Raw genomic sequence first — 15,617 nt, 5'->3', positions numbered from 1 at the left:
TATGGATGCTTCTTCGAGTAATCAGTCGGGGAAAGCAGCTGAGGAAATGGCACGTTTGTTTCTACAAAGTCAAGGCTTGCAAATACTAGCTGAAAACTGGCGATATAAGCAATTGGAAATTGATTTAATTGCATTGGAGGGTGAGGTATTGGTCTTTGTGGAAGTTAAGGCTAGAAGTAAAGATACTTTTGTAGATACAAAGCAATTGCTGAGCTTGGAAAAACAAGAAAGATTAACACGAGCAGCCGAAGCATACCTACAGATAAATCCTCATCAAGGTGAAGTAAGATTTGATTTAATTGCCTTCGTGGCTAATAGAATACAATATATAAAAGACGCTTTTTGGAACTATTAAATATGAAAATAAGTTTAAAGATTACTGGAATTTCTTTGTTATTACTACCTATGCTGTTTGTAGCAGGTTGTAAATCGCAAAAAGGAAAATTAGAATTTGTTAGCCCTACTACCGGAAGTAAAGTGTTAAAAGGTGAAAAGGTTCAGGTTAAACTGAATTTCCCCGATGCAACCTTAGATTCTGTTGTATATGCGATAGATGGAGAAGTTTTTGAAACCAAAACAGATACAAGTTCAGTACTATTTGATTCCAATAATATTGGCTACGGCAGCAAACGTCTTTCTGCAAAAATATATGCTGCTGGAAAAGAAGATATGGCTTATAGTGAGTTACTGATTGTACCTCCAGCGCCTAAAACCTATGCTTTCGAAGTAATCAATACCTTCCCTCATGACTCCACCGCATTTACCCAAGGGTTATATTACGATAATGGTGTTTTATATGAATCTACCGGTATGCAAGGACGCTCATCTCTGCGTAAGGTGGATTTAAAAACAGGCAAGGTTTTATTGAAACATGATCTAGATGGAAATAGCTTCGGCGAAGGGATGACCGTCGTAGGTGATAGAATCTATATGCTGACATGGGAAGATATGAAAGGTCTTGTATTTGATAAAGCGAGCTTTAAACAACTGAATACTTTCGCTTATCAAGAGAGCAAGGAAGGCTGGGGATTAACACATGATGGAACTCGTTTCATTAAATCAGATGGCTCCAATAAGCTTTACTTCTTGGATCCAGTTACCCTTAAGGAAACAGGCTCAATTGTCATCTATGATGATAACGGTACGGTGGATGCAATCAATGAGCTCGAGTTTATTGATGGCAAAGTATATGCTAACCTATACCATTCAGATCGTGATGAAATGATCATCATTGATCCAAACACAGGCATCGTAGAAGGAAAAGTTAATTTTGTTGGCTTATATGATGGCAAAAGAGCCTCAACTGGCAATGAAATGAATGGTGTAGCCTATAAGACAGATTCCAAAACATTGTTAGTAACCGGTAAAGACTGGACCAAATTGTACGAAATCCGCTTGAATGAGCGGTAAGAGAGATGTTAGATATGAGATCGCTGCGCTGTTAGATTTGAGATGTGAGTTTTTTAACGGTCGAAGCATTCAATGACCATACGGTTTTGGGTAATAAAAATAATAAAATCACGATTGTAGGTGGGGGCGATGCATGCATCGCCAGCTAAATTCGAATCACAATAAACCCTGTGTAGAAATATTTTTTGAAAAACAGGCGGACATTCCGTTCGTTTTCGTTGGGAATAAATCCCTTTCCTTAAACTCACTTAGTACCGCCCCTACCTAGCGTACTATCTAGATAGTTTGTTAGAATTGAGCTATAAGATGCGTGTTTTTTAACAGTCGAAGCATTCAATGACCATACGGTTTTGGGTATTAAAGAATAATAATTTGCTCTGATCTGTAAATAGAAAAACCTCTGTTGTCTTGTGTCTGATGTCTTTTATCTAAATACTATCGACTAAATACTGCCCGAAGGGCTCAGACTCTTCGCTCTGCTCTGAGTTGTAAATAGAATACCTCTGTTATCTGTTGTCTTGTGTCTGATGTCTCATTCTAACTACTGCCCGCAGGGCTTACCCACTTACCAGCTCAAAAATAGTGATCTCCGGAGCTATTCCTACGCGGCCTGGATAGCCAAGGAAACCATACCCGGTATTAACGTATAATTGTGAATTTCCTTCTTTATAAAGGCCTGCCCATTCTTTGTAGATGTATTTTGCAGGACTCCATTGGAAGTTTTCGCCACGCACACCAAATTGCATACCGTGCGTATGTCCGGCAAACATAGCATCAATATCTGTATCCAATACTTGTGCTCGCCAATGTGATGGGTCATGTGATAATAACAATTTCACAGCTTGTTCTTCAGTTCCTAATAAGGCTTTTTGTAGATCTCCTTTTTTAGGGAATCTTCCGGTTCCCCAATTCTGTACTCCTACAATGGAAATTTCCTCATTGCCGACCTTAAGCTTGCGGTTTTCATCCATCAATAGATCCCAGCCCATTACCTTATGAGTTTCAATCAGATCTTGCAAATTCTTACGCTTTGCAGGCGAGTCCGTTGGGCCGAAGTAATAATCCCCATAATCGTGGTTTCCTAAAGTAGAATACACACCTAGAGGAGCTTGAACCTTGCTAAATATATCTTGATAGTCGCGCATCTCTGATGCGACGTTATTTACTAAATCTCCTGTGAAGAAAATGACATCCGGTTTCTCTTTCAACAACATTTCTACACCACCTAATACGGCTTTTTTGTTAAAAAAAGATCCTGAATGCACATCGGATATCTGTCCGATCTTCATGCCGTGAAAGGCTTTCGGTAGATTAGGTAGAACCAGCTTTTGACGTCTAATACGGTAATCATACGCCGTTGAAATGACACCCCATGCTAAAGGTAGCATTGGTAGAGCAGCTACTACTATTCCGGATTTTAAAAGAAAATCAGATCTTGAAATACCTTTCTTAGGTACTTCAGGAAGTGGTTTCTCTAATTCTTCAAGCTTTTCTTCGAGATTTTGCCCCTTTTTGTTTGAAAACAATCGTGAGACCCATATACCACCTCGGCGTAAATCATCAACGATTAAAACTACAGCATAGATAAATTTACTAACAGCAGTTATGAAGAAAGCGACTAAGATGATTGACCTTATAGCTAAAGGAATGGAATATTGAAAAGAGATAAATAATCCCACCAATAGCGCAATGGAGTAACCCCACCAAAGAAAAGTAAACCACTTCGTACGCATGAACTTAATGTTCGTTGCCCGCAGGGCAAAGAATATATAAAAGTCCAATAAGAATAATATAACTGCGTTTAATTTTAACATCTGCTAATTTCCATTTTCCAACACCATCTTCTTCAATGCTTGTATCCATTTTGGATGTGTGTTCAAGCTTTCTACCATATGGACCTCTTCACCGCCCATTTCTTTAAATTCATTGGCATACTCGACTTGGATTTCATCCAAGGTCTCAATACAATCCGCCACAAAAGCAGGTGAGAATACCAATAGTTTTTTCTTGCCCTCTTTAGCCAAGTTATGTAGTGTGTCCGAAGTATAAGGTTGTATCCAAGGGGTTTTACCTAATCTTGATTGAAAACAAACCGAATATTTACCTTCGGGAATATTTAATTTTTTTACCAATGCCCGAGTTGTAGCATAACATTGCGACAAATAACAATATGGCTTAACATCTTGCTTACAAGAATCACAGCCAAAGTCTGGACAGGTCAATTGTTTGCTTGGATCTACTTTCCCTAACTGTCTAACTGGAAGTCCATGATAGCTGAATAAGAAATGATCATAAGATGCTAAATCGTGCTTCTGTGCATTTTCAGCAAACACATCAATCATCAGTGGGTCCTCACAATAACTACTAACGAACTGTAGCTTTGGAAAGTATTGCCAACTGCGCATAACTTCCATAACACGGTCAATAACTGAGCCTGAAGTTGCAGAAGCATATTGTGGGAATAAAGGGATGACGGTAAGCGATTCTAAAAACATACCTTCCAGCTTCTTCATCGCCTTAGCAATAGAAGGTTCCTGATAACGCATGGCCAATTCCACATGGTACTCCTCACCAAGAGACTCTTGTAGTAAATCCCTTTGAATCTCGCTGTAATACATCAGCGGAGAGCCAGTTTCTTTGTCCCAGATGGTGGAATAGGTATGAGCGGATTTGGAGGCTCTACGAGGGACGATAATGCCTTTTACCAATAAGGTTCTCGATACATAAGGGATGTCCATTACGCGTGGATCCATTAAAAACTCGGTAAGATATTTCCGCACTTCACTTGTGTTTGGTGCATTAGGCGTTCCAAGTTGCACCAACAGCACAGCCTTTTTAGCTTTTTTACTCATACTAAATACAAAAGTAATATATTATTTACAGCTTAATTGTCTAAAGCCTTGATTTCAAGGCTTGGAATAGGTTATTTTTAAATTCGGATGACTATTAATAGGATTCTATAGCTTCTTTTACCTTCTTCATTAACCACATAGGGGTAGATGTAGCACCACATATCCCTACGGTTTCATTCTCCGCAAACAGATTTTCAGATAATTCTGCCGGATCAGAAATAAAATACGTGTTTGGGTTGACCTGTTTACAAACATCGAATAAGACTTTGCCATTGGAAGATTTCTTTCCAGAAACAAATACAATCTTATCATATTGCTTAGCAAAGCTTCCTAAGTCTTCGTAACGATTGGATACCTGTCGACAGATGGTATCATTGGCTTTTACCTCATAACCACGTTTCAATAGCTCATCTTTAATGGCATAAAAACGATCTACACTTTTCGTTGTTTGGCTATATAGGGTGAATTTCGCAGGAAGGTCGACATGATCAAGCTCTTCCAAATCTTGAAAAACGAGTGCTTCATTGTTGGTTTGTCCTTGCAATCCTATTACCTCAGCATGCCCATGTTTTCCGAAAATTAAGATCTTCTCCTCATCATCATGAGAGGTCTTAATTCTATTCTGAAGTTTCAGTACAACGGGGCAAGAAGCATCGATTAGCGTGATGTTGTTTTCAAGGGCTATTTTATATGTTTCAGGTGCTTCACCATGAGCACGGATCAACACTTTCTCATTTTGTAATCCCTGTAAATCAGCATGAGCAATGATGCGTAATCCTTTGGCTTTCAGTCGAGCAACTTCTTCATCGTTGTGAACAATATCACCCAGACAATACAGGTAACCTTCTTGATCTAGGATTTCCTCAGCCATATCAATGGCATATACCACACCAAAGCAAAAGCCGGAGTCCTTATCGATTGTAACTTGCAAATTCATAGCCATAACACAAAGGTAAGCATTTAGATGAGATCATGAATCATGCAAATCGCATTGAATTATTTTGTCTTTTCTATGACATGGATTCTATGGTTGTACTATCCTCAATCTCAAAAAAAGTACACTATACTCTCATAATTACACTTAAAGTTAAAATAGTTTTTATTGAAACATTTTAGTTTAGAATATACGTATATTCACCGTAATTACATTTTAGCTACCAGAAAAACACCTATGGAATTTCAACCTGTTCCCCAGAACGAGGCTGACCGTCTTGATGCATTATATAATTTCGGTTTGATCGGATTAGGCAAAATGCCCGATTTGGATGTTTTTGCTGAATTGGCATGCCAGTTAACGGGATGTCCATCAAGTATTATTGCTATTATGGAAGAAGATACACAGCGAATTCAAAGCTGTGTGGGTTTGGATTTGGAGACTGTCGAACGGAGAAATACGGTCTGTCAATACACGCTAATGAGTACAGACCCTTTGATGATCCCCGATACATTTGTGGATGAACGCACTCGTCATAATCCCTTAATCCAAGCAGGTCATATACAATTTTATGCTGGTGTTGCCTTATTTGATGAACGTGGACACGCCTTAGGAACACTCTGTGTGGTCGATTATGAAGCAAAAGAACTTAGCTCTGAACAATTAGTTTCCTTACAAAAACTTGCTGATTCGGTTGTTTCGGTGCTCTTAGCGAAGCGCCGATTATTACAAGCCAATTATTTTCAAGAGATACTTTCCGTAACACAGAATATGATCTGTGTATTGGACAATGATAATCGCATTAAGCAAGTAAATCCGGCTTTTGCAAATCTAATGGAACACAGTATCCAAGAATGCGTTGGTTTGGAATTCACAGAGCTATTGAAAGTTAAAAACAGCAAACTCCTTCAGAAAATAAATACGATTCGGGATAATAAGCAGGGTGTACAGTTAAAGACGAAAACAAAGTTGTCAACTGGAGAAGAAGTCATCATAGATTGGCACCTAAAACCTGATCCACTGCACCAGGAGATATTTGCCTTTGGACGGAATATTACCCAAGAGAATGCAGAGAAAGTAAAATTGGAGCTTTCTGAACAGAAATTTAGGAACTTCTTTGAAAATGGCATGGGCTTGATGAGCATGCTTGACTTGAATGGGAATATTCTGGAAGTCAATAAGAAAGGAAGAGAAACGCTAGGCTATGAAGCTGATGAGGTGCATCAGCTGAATTTACGTAATCTAGTACCAGAGGCCAATAAGAGTTTAGTAGACCCTTATCTTGATCGTATTCGTGAGAATGGGGAAGATAGTGGCATGATGGTGCTGGAAAGTAAGCATGGGCAAAGTATCTATTGGCTATACAATAACTTTCTAGAGGTAGATTCTAATGGCAGACCATATGTCATGAGCTCGGCTTCCAATCTTACGGACCGCATATGGTTGGAAAAAGATCTGCTACAAACGAAACAGTTACTAGAACAAACCAACTCTGTAGCTCAAGTAGGTGGTTGGGAGGCTGATTTGAGGAATAACACCCTGTTTTGGTCTGATTCGACTAAAATTATTCATGGGGTTCCAATGGACTTTATTCCCGACATGGACAATGCCTTTAGCTTCTTTGATGAGAAAACAACAGTATTAATTAAAGATCGCTTTAAACAAGCTATTAAATCTGGTAAACCCTATGATCTGGAGCTAAGACTTCTCAAAGGAACAGGTGAGTTAATCTGGGTTCGCATTAAGGGGATTCCAGAAATAGTAGATGGCGAATGTACGCGAGTCTTTGGAATCATACAAGATATAGAACAAAGCAAGCAGATGTACTTGGAATTGCAAATGAAGGAAGCCATGTTGCAGACCTTTGTCAAGTATGTTCCAGCTGCGGTGGCCATGTTTGATAATCAATTGGATTATTTAGCGATCAGCCAACAATGGATTGATGAGTTTCATCAAGGCACTACTCAAGTACTTCCGCTTAATCTTTATGAGCTTTTCCCTAATGTACCTATGGAAAGAAAACAGATTTATGAACGTGCATTGAAAGGAATTCCTTACAAGAACAGCAATGAGCGTCTAAAAATTGATAGCCATTCGGAGGAACAGTATTTTAATTGGGAAGTAAGGCCTTGGCGATTAGCAGATGGATCAATTGGTGGTATCATTATTTTCACCCAAAATATCACAGAGCAAGTTGCATTTAATGAAGAACTAAAACAGGCAAAAGAATCAGCTGATTTAGCGAGTAAGGCAAAGTCAGAGTTTTTAGCCAATATGTCCCATGAAATCCGTACGCCATTAAATGGGGTAATAGGCTTTTCAGACTTGCTGATGAAAACTCCTTTAAACGAATTGCAGCAACAATACCTGACCTATGTGCATGAATCGGGGACAAATCTATTGGCTATTATCAACGATATCCTTGATTTCTCAAAAATAGAATCTGGGAAATTGGAATTCTATATCGACCGATTTGATCCTTATGAATTGGTTAATCAAGTTATACATGTTATTCTTTACCAGGCGCAGAGCAAAGGGATTGAGCTTTTATTGAATATTGCACCGGGCCTACCTGCCTATATTTATGTTGATGAAAGTAGAATTAAGCAAATCTTAATTAACCTCTTAGGCAATGCGGTGAAGTTTACCGATACGGGTGAGATTGAATTACGTGTTGAACAGATTGGTATTAATGAGGAATCTGTAAAATTGCGTTTCTCTGTACGTGATACAGGAATTGGTATCCCTAAAGAAAAACAACAACGCATATTTGATGCATTTACACAAGAGGATAGTTCGGTTAGTAAACGATACGGCGGAACAGGATTAGGACTGACTATTTCCAATAATATCCTTCGATATATGGGCAGTAAGCTGGCTTTAAAGAGTGAGGTAGGAGCTGGTTCTACTTTCTCCTTTGAAATCGAAGTCCCTTATGAATCATCGGTAGAATATTCCGATACCCTGCAAGTACAACGGGTTTTAATTGTCGATGACAATAAGAATAACCGAATGATCTTGGAACATATGATGGCCTATAAGGGTGTAGAATCTGTTTCCTTGGAGAATGGTTATGAAGCATTACAATTATTGGCAAAAGGTGAGCAATTTGATGCCATTTTAATGGACTATAGAATGCCTATTCTTTCCGGATTAGAAACCATTGAAAAAATAAGGGAATATTATCAGAAAGAAGGGTCTAAGGTGCCAACCTTAGTGCTGCACAGCTCATCGGAAGATCGGGAAAAAATAGGAGGATTCTGTCAGGAGCCAAATTGCCACTGTTTGGCAAAGCCAATTATCTCCGAAGAGTTATACCGTATTTTCAGACATCCAAATGCTCCAACAAAAATAGAGGAGGATTCTGAAGAAATTAGCTTAGCTGATGAGGATTTTGGTCAGGAAGCTTTTAAAATTCTATTGGCGGATGATAATACCGTAAATATGGCACTTAACGTACGTTTAATTGAACACCTGTTGCCAGCATGCACTACTAAGGCTGTTGAAAATGGTTTGGAGGCTGTTGATGCTTGTACAAAAGAACATTTTGATCTCATCCTAATGGATATTCAAATGCCTATCATGGATGGCTTGGAAGCCACTCGTAAGATCAGGAAACTTTCAGGCTATGAGGCTGTTCCTATCATAGGGATAACAGCCGGGAATGTGTTAGGGGAACGGGAGAAGAGTCTTGAAGCTGGTATGAACGATTTCCTTACAAAACCAATTAAACGAGCTGAATTTAAGAAAGCCATTAAACAACTACTGAATGGTGTTTATACTAAACCGAAAGATGAAGAATCAGAGGTCATCCATTTAGATATGGACGTTATGGATCAAGCCACTGATGGTGATCCAGAATTCAAGCAACAGTTTATTGGGTTGATTTTAAATGAGCTCCATGAGCAAGCTGCGCACTTGAATGCTCAAGTGAGGAAAAAGGATGCGGAGGAAATTAAACGTCTGCTTCACAAGCTCAAAGGTACATCCAGCAGTGCCGGACTTAGTGAATTGAATCGACTAACAGCAGCATTGGAAAGTAAGTTCCTCCAAGGCGAGGAAGACTATGCTGCATTGCCAGCTATACAGAAAGAAATAGATTTATTAATTACATTATTTAAAGCATTAAAAGATTAAAAGATGGTTGTGTTGATAGCGGAGGATGATGAACTAATCCTTCAAACTATAGCTCATAAACTAAAAAAAGAAGGATTTGAGGTCATTTTGACTCGAAATGGCTTGGAAGCATTATCGCTGATACAAGCTGGAGGAATTGACTTAATTATAAGTGATATTATGATGCCCTTCGCTTCTGGGATTGAACTCTTGGCAGAGGTTAAAAGATTAACAAATCCAATACCTATCCTCATGCTTTCAAGCATGGGACAAGAGAATATTGTGTTAGAAGCTTTTGAATTGGGAGCATCGGATTTTATGATTAAACCATTCAGCCCGAATGAATTAATTATTCGGGTAAATCGACTGATCGCGAAAGGGTAAATATGCTTGCGACATTAACCTTACATGAGTTGCTATTAGGAATCTTGGTCAGTTTGATCTTGATTTTCCTCTTTATCGTCGGATTGCTGTTATACAGCTTTCGAGAATACCGCAGTTATGCGAATAGACAACAATGGAAGGAGCAGATTGAAGCCTATTTATTGGATCAACTAATGAAAGGGCCTGCAGATGAAATTCAGCTTGATTCAAAACTTCAGGCTTTAATGCGACAAGAGAATTTCAGGAGGTTTTTTCTAGGCTTATTGATTGCCTCAGAACGTAAGTTCTCTGGGGTTGCTGTACAGACATTATTAAAAATCTATGATGGCTATGGTCTGGATAAAGAAGCTTATAATCTATTGAGAAGCCGTTCTTCACATTTAATAGCACGCGGAATACAGGCACTAACGGTTATGCAAGATCGCCAAGCACTACCTGAAATAGAACAGAAAATTAACCATTACCATCCGCAGGTGGTGCAAGAAGTGCAATATGCCATGGTATCATTTAAAGGCTTTGATGGACTAGCTTTTATGGATCATTTAGATACGGTACTTTCTGATTGGCAGCAATTACGCATTTTAAATTCCATTACTGCTCTCCCAACTGATGTGATAGATCGACTAGGCATTTGGTTGAAAAGTAGCAATGAATCGGTGCAGGTATTATGCTTGAAGTTTATTCGAAAATTTCAACTACTACCCTTACATGAAGATCTTTTTACGCTATTAGGTGCTGGATCTTCAAAATTACATGAGGAAGTAATCAAAACGATTTTTAGTATAGAACAATCGGATAGTTCTACCCGATTACTAGCTTATTTCCCTCATGCTAACCAACGAGAGCAATTGGCTATTATAACAGGATTAGGAGATAGTAGGGCACTTGACCAATTAAGTTTTCTGCAACAACAACTGACGCAAAATTCTGATGAGCGTCTAAAAATCAAATCCGCAGAAACTCTAGTCACACTAGGACAAATGAATTATCTTTTTGAATTGCAGAAACAATTGCATCTGGAAGATCCAACATTACACATTTTAAATCACACGTTACAGCATAAATATGAATGATGTTTTAAAGATTATTTACGATATCATTATTTGGTTATTTTTACTTTATTCGATTGGCATTTTTAGTGTTTACACTTGGATAGCCCTGTTCTCTTTTGGTGCTGTACGCCGATATAAGCAAGGCAATATTTTTACCGATTATTCCATCATTGCATCGGATCCGAATGCTCCTAGCTTTAGTATCATTGCCCCAGCATACAATGAAGGAATGACCATTGTGGAGAATGTACGATCCTTGTTATCCATCTACTACCATAAATTGGAAATCATCATTGTCAATGATGGCTCAAAGGACGATTCCATTGCTCGATTGGTGGAAGCTTATCAGTTGGAAAAAGTCAATTACCTAATACCTGGAGGAATTCCCACAAAGGATATAAAGCAAGTTTATAAAAGTAAAAATCCGGCATTCCGAAAGCTTATCGTGGTTGATAAGGTCAATGGAGGGAAGGCTGATGCGCTAAATGTTGGGATTAATGTTTCAAAATGCGATTATCTGGTTTGTATCGATGTGGATTGTATTATTGAGCAAGATGCGGTCCTTAAGCTAGCCAAACCATTTATGGAACAAAAAGACAAGCGTTTGATCGCTTGTGGTGGGGTTATTCGATTAGCCAATAATTGTAAAGTTTCGCATGGTAAGGTCGTAGAGGTTCAACTTCCTAGAACCCTTTTAGGTCGCAGTCAAGCTTTAGAATATATTCGCGCTTTTGTATTAGGTCGTATGGCTTGGTCAAGAGCCAGTGGCTTGATCTTAATTTCAGGTGCTTTTGGTGCTTTTGATAAGGAGATTGTCTTGGCTTGTGGTGGATATGATTCAGCCACAGTTGGAGAGGATATGGAGCTTGTTGTACGCATGCGCCGATATATGATCGAAAAAGGACTGAAACATCAGGTAATAACGATTCCTGACCCTCTCTGTTGGACCGAAGTACCAGAGGATAAAGAAATCCTCCGAAAACAGCGGAATAGATGGATGAGGGGAACCATGGAGACGCTGTGGAAACATAGAAAGCTGCTGTTCAATCCGAAATATGGAAAATTGGGTGTGGTCAGTTTGCCCTATTGGTTTTTCTTCGAATTCTTAGGTCCCTTAATTGAATTTCTCGGTTATATCGTCTTTTGGTTATTCGTGCTGTTCGGCATTTTAAATTGGCCTTTCTTTTTTGCCCTCTGGGCATTGGTAATCTTTTCAAGTGTCTTGTATTCTGTCTATGCGGTATTTGTGGATATCATGAGCCAACAAGTGTATTCTAAGCCAAAGGATTTAGGAAGATTAATTTTTACAGCGATAGTTGAACCATTCTATTTTCATCCCTTAGTGGTGATGGCAGGGCTTAAGGGGATGCTCGATTACTTCCGTAAGCAGCAAGGTTGGGGAGAGATGGTTCGTCAAGGATTTTCGCCAAACGAGGAAATGAGCCTTAAGGAGCGAGCGAAAGCTTATGCTGTTTACCTACTCAAGCACTTTGCCCCAGTAGCAACAGTATTCCTGATTTTAACCTTCCTAATCAGCGGTATGGAATGGTTGCTCTATTCAGGAGCTGCTCAAGATCTTCAACGATTTCAAGCATTCCTATTGATCCTTGGAAATAACTTGTTGTTCGGCTTTTCCTTTTTACTACTCTTCGGATTCTTGTATTTCTTGGTTTCCTTCTTAAATGAATTTGTTGCCAAGATTATGCTAAACGTACTGGTAACTGCTTTCGTTATAGCACAAGTGTTATTAGCCTTCTATTTTGCTACTTCTAGAAATTTGTTGGGAATTGATCTGTTTTATTATTCCAAAGAAGAGTTAATTCATATCCTGGAGGCTAGTGGCGTATGGAATTGGATGACTATAACAGCTTTAGTAGCTGGAATTGGCTTATTGTACTTCTCTATTAATTGGTTAAGTAAAAAATGGAAAGGTTCAGTACCTTTTGCTATTGGTATATTTTTAATAGGCCTACTTTCTATTGGTTTTTTGTCGTTTTCAGGAGAATTTCGATCCTCCATTACCGATGATTTTGCTGAGTCTGCTGCCAGGAGTAAAATAGGCTATTTTTTCAATCGAAATACGGAGTTGTTAATATCAGAGGTAAAGGAGAATTTATTTGGAGAAGATGACAATACAAATGCACTATCTTCTGAATATCCGTTTTTACAAGAGGAAAAAACAGAGGATTATTTAGGGCCTTTTTTCCATAAAGCGGAACAAACACCCAATTTGGTTTTTCTAATCATTGAAGGATTAGGGAATGCCTACAGCAATCCAAAGGGGTATATTGGTGATTTTACGCCATTTCTCAGTAGTCTTAAAGATAGTTCCTTAGTGTGGGATCAAAATCTTAGTTCCTCTGGTCGAACATTCTCTGTATTGCCCACTATCTTGGGGTCCCTGCCTTTTGGTAAATCGGGGTTTCTAGAACAATCTTCATATCCTGATAACTTCAACTTGATTAATATCCTAGGCAGTCAGGGATTCGGCACAGCTTTCTTTTATGGTGGAAATGCCTCATTTGACTTTATGAGCAATTTCCTTGAGTCAAGCCAAATAGATAATATAACGGAAGAGGCTAATTTCCCGAAGTCCTATCGGAAATTACCATCAGGTTCAGGAGAAAGTTGGGGGTATGAGGATCAGGCGGTTTTTGATATGTTAGCAAAAGCTAGTCTTTCTACTGGTAAACCTTATTTCCATGTCGCTTTAACCCTTTCTACGCATAATCCATTTATGATTAATGATGCTTCAAAATTTGAAGCCATGTATGATCAAAGACTTAAAACGGCTAAACTAAGTAAGGAACAGCGTGCTTTTGCATTGGAGAATAAAAAACAACTGGTATCTGTCCTTAACCTTGACAATGCTCTTCAAAATTTCTTTGAAGCCTATAAAAAGCGTCCCGACTTTGCCAATACCATCTTTGTGATTACAGGTGATCATAGTATGCCTGAAATTCCATTGCAGAGTAAAATTGACCGGTATCACGTCCCTTTGGTTATCTACTCGCCACTACTTAAAACAAAGCGGAGGTTTCCCCAATTAGTCAGTCATTTTGATGTAGCACCAAGCTTATTAGCCTATTACCGTAATAATTACGGCCTACAAACACCTTCTCAAGTTACATGGATAGGTAAGGGCTTAGGCGTTGGTGCAGGTAAAAAGGGATTGGGTGTACCGATGATGCAGAGTAAGTCGCAACAAATTGATTTTGTATATACAGATATACATGTGCATGAAAAACAAGCTTACTTATTGAGTAAGGAATTGGATGAAGATATTCTTTCTCAAGCGGATGCTGGAAAGGATGCCAAGGATAGATTTACGCAATTCCAATCCTATAACAATCAATTTATTCGATTAAAAAAATTGATGCCTGATAGTGTTTATCGTCAATATTTCCCATCAAAATAGAGTAACCACTTGATGCTTTATTTCAAGAGATTTCTGAAAATTGATAGATATGATTACATTTGCAAAAATTTTTTTCAAGTAACATGGCAACAAACAGAACTTTTACGATGATTAAGCCAGATGCGGTAGCAAATGGCCACATTGGTGCTATTTTAAACGACATTATTGCTGGCGGATTTAAAATCGTTGCAATGAAGTACATTCAATTGAGCAACGAGAATGCAGGTAATTTTTATGCAGTGCACAAAGAGCGTCCTTTCTATGGAGAATTAGTAAACTTCATGACTTCAGGACCAATCGTTGCAGCAATCTTAGAAAAAGACAATGCAGTGGAAGATTTCCGTACTTTAATCGGTGCTACTGATCCTGCAAAAGCTGCAGAAGGAACTATCCGTAACAAATTTGCTAACTCTATCGAAGCAAATGCTATCCACGGATCTGATTCTGATGAGAATGCAGAAATCGAAGGTAACTTCTTCTTCTCTCAATTCGAACGTTTCTAAGCCTTATAGGCAAAAAAAGCATATAAAAAAGGCGATTCATTCTTTGAATCGCCTTTTTTATGTTTAGTCCTAAAAGGATCTTTTTCCTAGATAGTAATTCTCCATCTCGGTCATTCGTGTCTTATCTTCCTTTTTCTTATCATAGTAGCCACATAAATGCAAAACTCCATGTATAATGACACGGTGTAATTCATCCCGTTCACTGACATTAAACTTGGATGCATTTTCTCGAATACGTTCAATGGAAATGAATATATCGCCCGCTATGCTATCCTCCGTTTCGGAAGAATCAAATGTTACAATGTCCGTATAAGTATCGTGATTAAGATACTGCTTGTTGATCTCTAGTAGGTAATTGTCGGAACAAAGGACAAAGCTTAGTTCACCTATGCGATTAAAACCTTCAGCTTTGATGGTCTCCCCAATCCAGGTTCTCAGTTTTTGCTTCTCTTTAATGTTGAAGTCTATATCTTCTGTGAAGAATTGAATGTCTTTTAATGCCATATTAAAATGCTTTACTTTCCAGGTAAGATTGTAGGATGATAGTTGCAGAGACCGTGTCGATTAACTTCTTGTCCTGTCGCTTGTTTTTCTTTACCCCCGACTCAATAATTACTCTTGAAGCCATTTTAGAGGTGAATCGTTCATCGACTTCCACCACATTAATCTGAGGATAGGTTTTTCTTAATTTGCGGACAAAGCCAACGATATGTTGGTCAGATTGTGAAGGAGTGCCATCCATCTGTCGAGGTTTACCAACGACAAAAGTTTCTATTCCCTCCGTTTTCATGTACTCTGTTAAGAAGTCCCAAACTTCTGTGGGATGTATGGTTGTTAGGGAGGTCGCTATAATCTGCAAGGGGTCAGTTACCGCAATGCCCATACGCTTAGTCCCATAATCAAATGCCATTATTCTCATCTTTTACCGCTTTCAGACAAAAATACAAT

12 protein-coding genes are annotated in these 15,617 nt (G+C 38.6%); 7 read left to right on the top strand and 5 right to left on the bottom strand.

Annotation, left to right across the window (positions count from 1 at the left end):
* Window position 1: 1 nt before the first annotated feature.
* Both ACP6L2_RS12195 and ACP6L2_RS12190 read left to right on the top strand, forming a co-directional pair.
* A complete protein-coding gene (locus ACP6L2_RS12195; RefSeq protein ID WP_440509633.1) occupies window positions 2-355 on the top strand; it encodes a YraN family protein in 354 nt (117 codons plus the stop codon).
* A 2-nt stretch (window positions 356-357) separates the two neighbouring features.
* Window positions 358-1,410: a glutaminyl-peptide cyclotransferase gene (locus tag ACP6L2_RS12190; RefSeq protein WP_440509631.1), complete on the top strand. Its 1,053-nt coding sequence runs from the start codon at window positions 358-360 to the stop codon at window positions 1,408-1,410.
* 557 nt (window positions 1,411-1,967) lie between these two features.
* Here ACP6L2_RS12190 and ACP6L2_RS12185 read toward each other — a convergent pair.
* The 3 genes from ACP6L2_RS12185 to ACP6L2_RS12175 form a co-directional block, all read right to left on the bottom strand.
* Complete coding sequence (locus ACP6L2_RS12185; protein ID WP_440509629.1) at window positions 1,968-3,224, bottom strand: metallophosphoesterase; 1,257 nt, start codon at window positions 3,222-3,224, stop codon at window positions 1,968-1,970.
* 3 nt (window positions 3,225-3,227) lie between these two features.
* Window positions 3,228-4,262, bottom strand: a complete 1,035-nt coding sequence (hemH, locus tag ACP6L2_RS12180; protein WP_344675794.1) for a ferrochelatase — start codon at window positions 4,260-4,262, stop codon at window positions 3,228-3,230.
* A gap of 94 nt (window positions 4,263-4,356) precedes the next feature.
* Window positions 4,357-5,205, bottom strand: coding sequence for a 4-hydroxy-3-methylbut-2-enyl diphosphate reductase (locus ACP6L2_RS12175; protein ID WP_440509627.1), 849 nt, complete (start codon window positions 5,203-5,205; stop codon window positions 4,357-4,359).
* Window positions 5,206-5,433: 228 nt separating this feature from the next.
* Between ACP6L2_RS12175 and ACP6L2_RS12170 the strand changes: the two genes are divergently transcribed.
* The 5 genes from ACP6L2_RS12170 (at window position 5,434) to ACP6L2_RS12150 (ending at window position 14,669) form a co-directional block, all read left to right on the top strand.
* Window positions 5,434-9,333, top strand: a complete 3,900-nt coding sequence (locus ACP6L2_RS12170) for a response regulator (RefSeq protein WP_440509625.1) — start codon at window positions 5,434-5,436, stop codon at window positions 9,331-9,333.
* 3 nt (window positions 9,334-9,336) lie between these two features.
* Window positions 9,337-9,696, top strand: coding sequence for a response regulator transcription factor (locus ACP6L2_RS12165; RefSeq protein ID WP_344675791.1), 360 nt, complete (start codon window positions 9,337-9,339; stop codon window positions 9,694-9,696).
* 2 nt (window positions 9,697-9,698) lie between these two features.
* Window positions 9,699-10,769, top strand: a complete 1,071-nt coding sequence (locus ACP6L2_RS12160) for a hypothetical protein (protein WP_440509623.1) — start codon at window positions 9,699-9,701, stop codon at window positions 10,767-10,769.
* On the top strand, window positions 10,762-14,166 hold the full coding sequence (locus ACP6L2_RS12155) for a sulfatase-like hydrolase/transferase (RefSeq protein WP_440509621.1): 3,405 nt from the start codon (window positions 10,762-10,764) through the stop codon (window positions 14,164-14,166). Before ACP6L2_RS12160 ends, ACP6L2_RS12155 begins: the two co-directional genes overlap by 8 nt.
* Window positions 14,167-14,249: 83 nt before the next feature.
* Window positions 14,250-14,669 (top strand): nucleoside-diphosphate kinase, encoded by a 420-nt coding sequence (locus ACP6L2_RS12150; protein ID WP_440509619.1) that lies wholly within the window; start codon window positions 14,250-14,252, stop codon window positions 14,667-14,669.
* 69 nt (window positions 14,670-14,738) lie between these two features.
* Here ACP6L2_RS12150 and ybeY read toward each other — a convergent pair whose 3' ends face one another.
* Both ybeY and ruvX read right to left on the bottom strand, forming a co-directional pair.
* On the bottom strand, window positions 14,739-15,173 hold the full coding sequence (ybeY, locus tag ACP6L2_RS12145; RefSeq protein ID WP_440509617.1) for an rRNA maturation RNase YbeY: 435 nt from the start codon (window positions 15,171-15,173) through the stop codon (window positions 14,739-14,741).
* 1 nt (window position 15,174) lies between these two features.
* Window positions 15,175-15,588, bottom strand: coding sequence for a Holliday junction resolvase RuvX (gene ruvX / locus ACP6L2_RS12140; protein WP_344675786.1), 414 nt, complete (start codon window positions 15,586-15,588; stop codon window positions 15,175-15,177).
* Window positions 15,589-15,617 lie beyond the last annotated feature (29 nt).

Source organism: Sphingobacterium lactis, assembly GCF_051951495.1.
Taxonomy (GTDB): domain Bacteria; phylum Bacteroidota; class Bacteroidia; order Sphingobacteriales; family Sphingobacteriaceae; genus Sphingobacterium; species Sphingobacterium lactis_A.
Note: the sequence above shows the minus strand (reverse complement) of the source record. Positions and strands in the feature narration are given on the sequence as shown.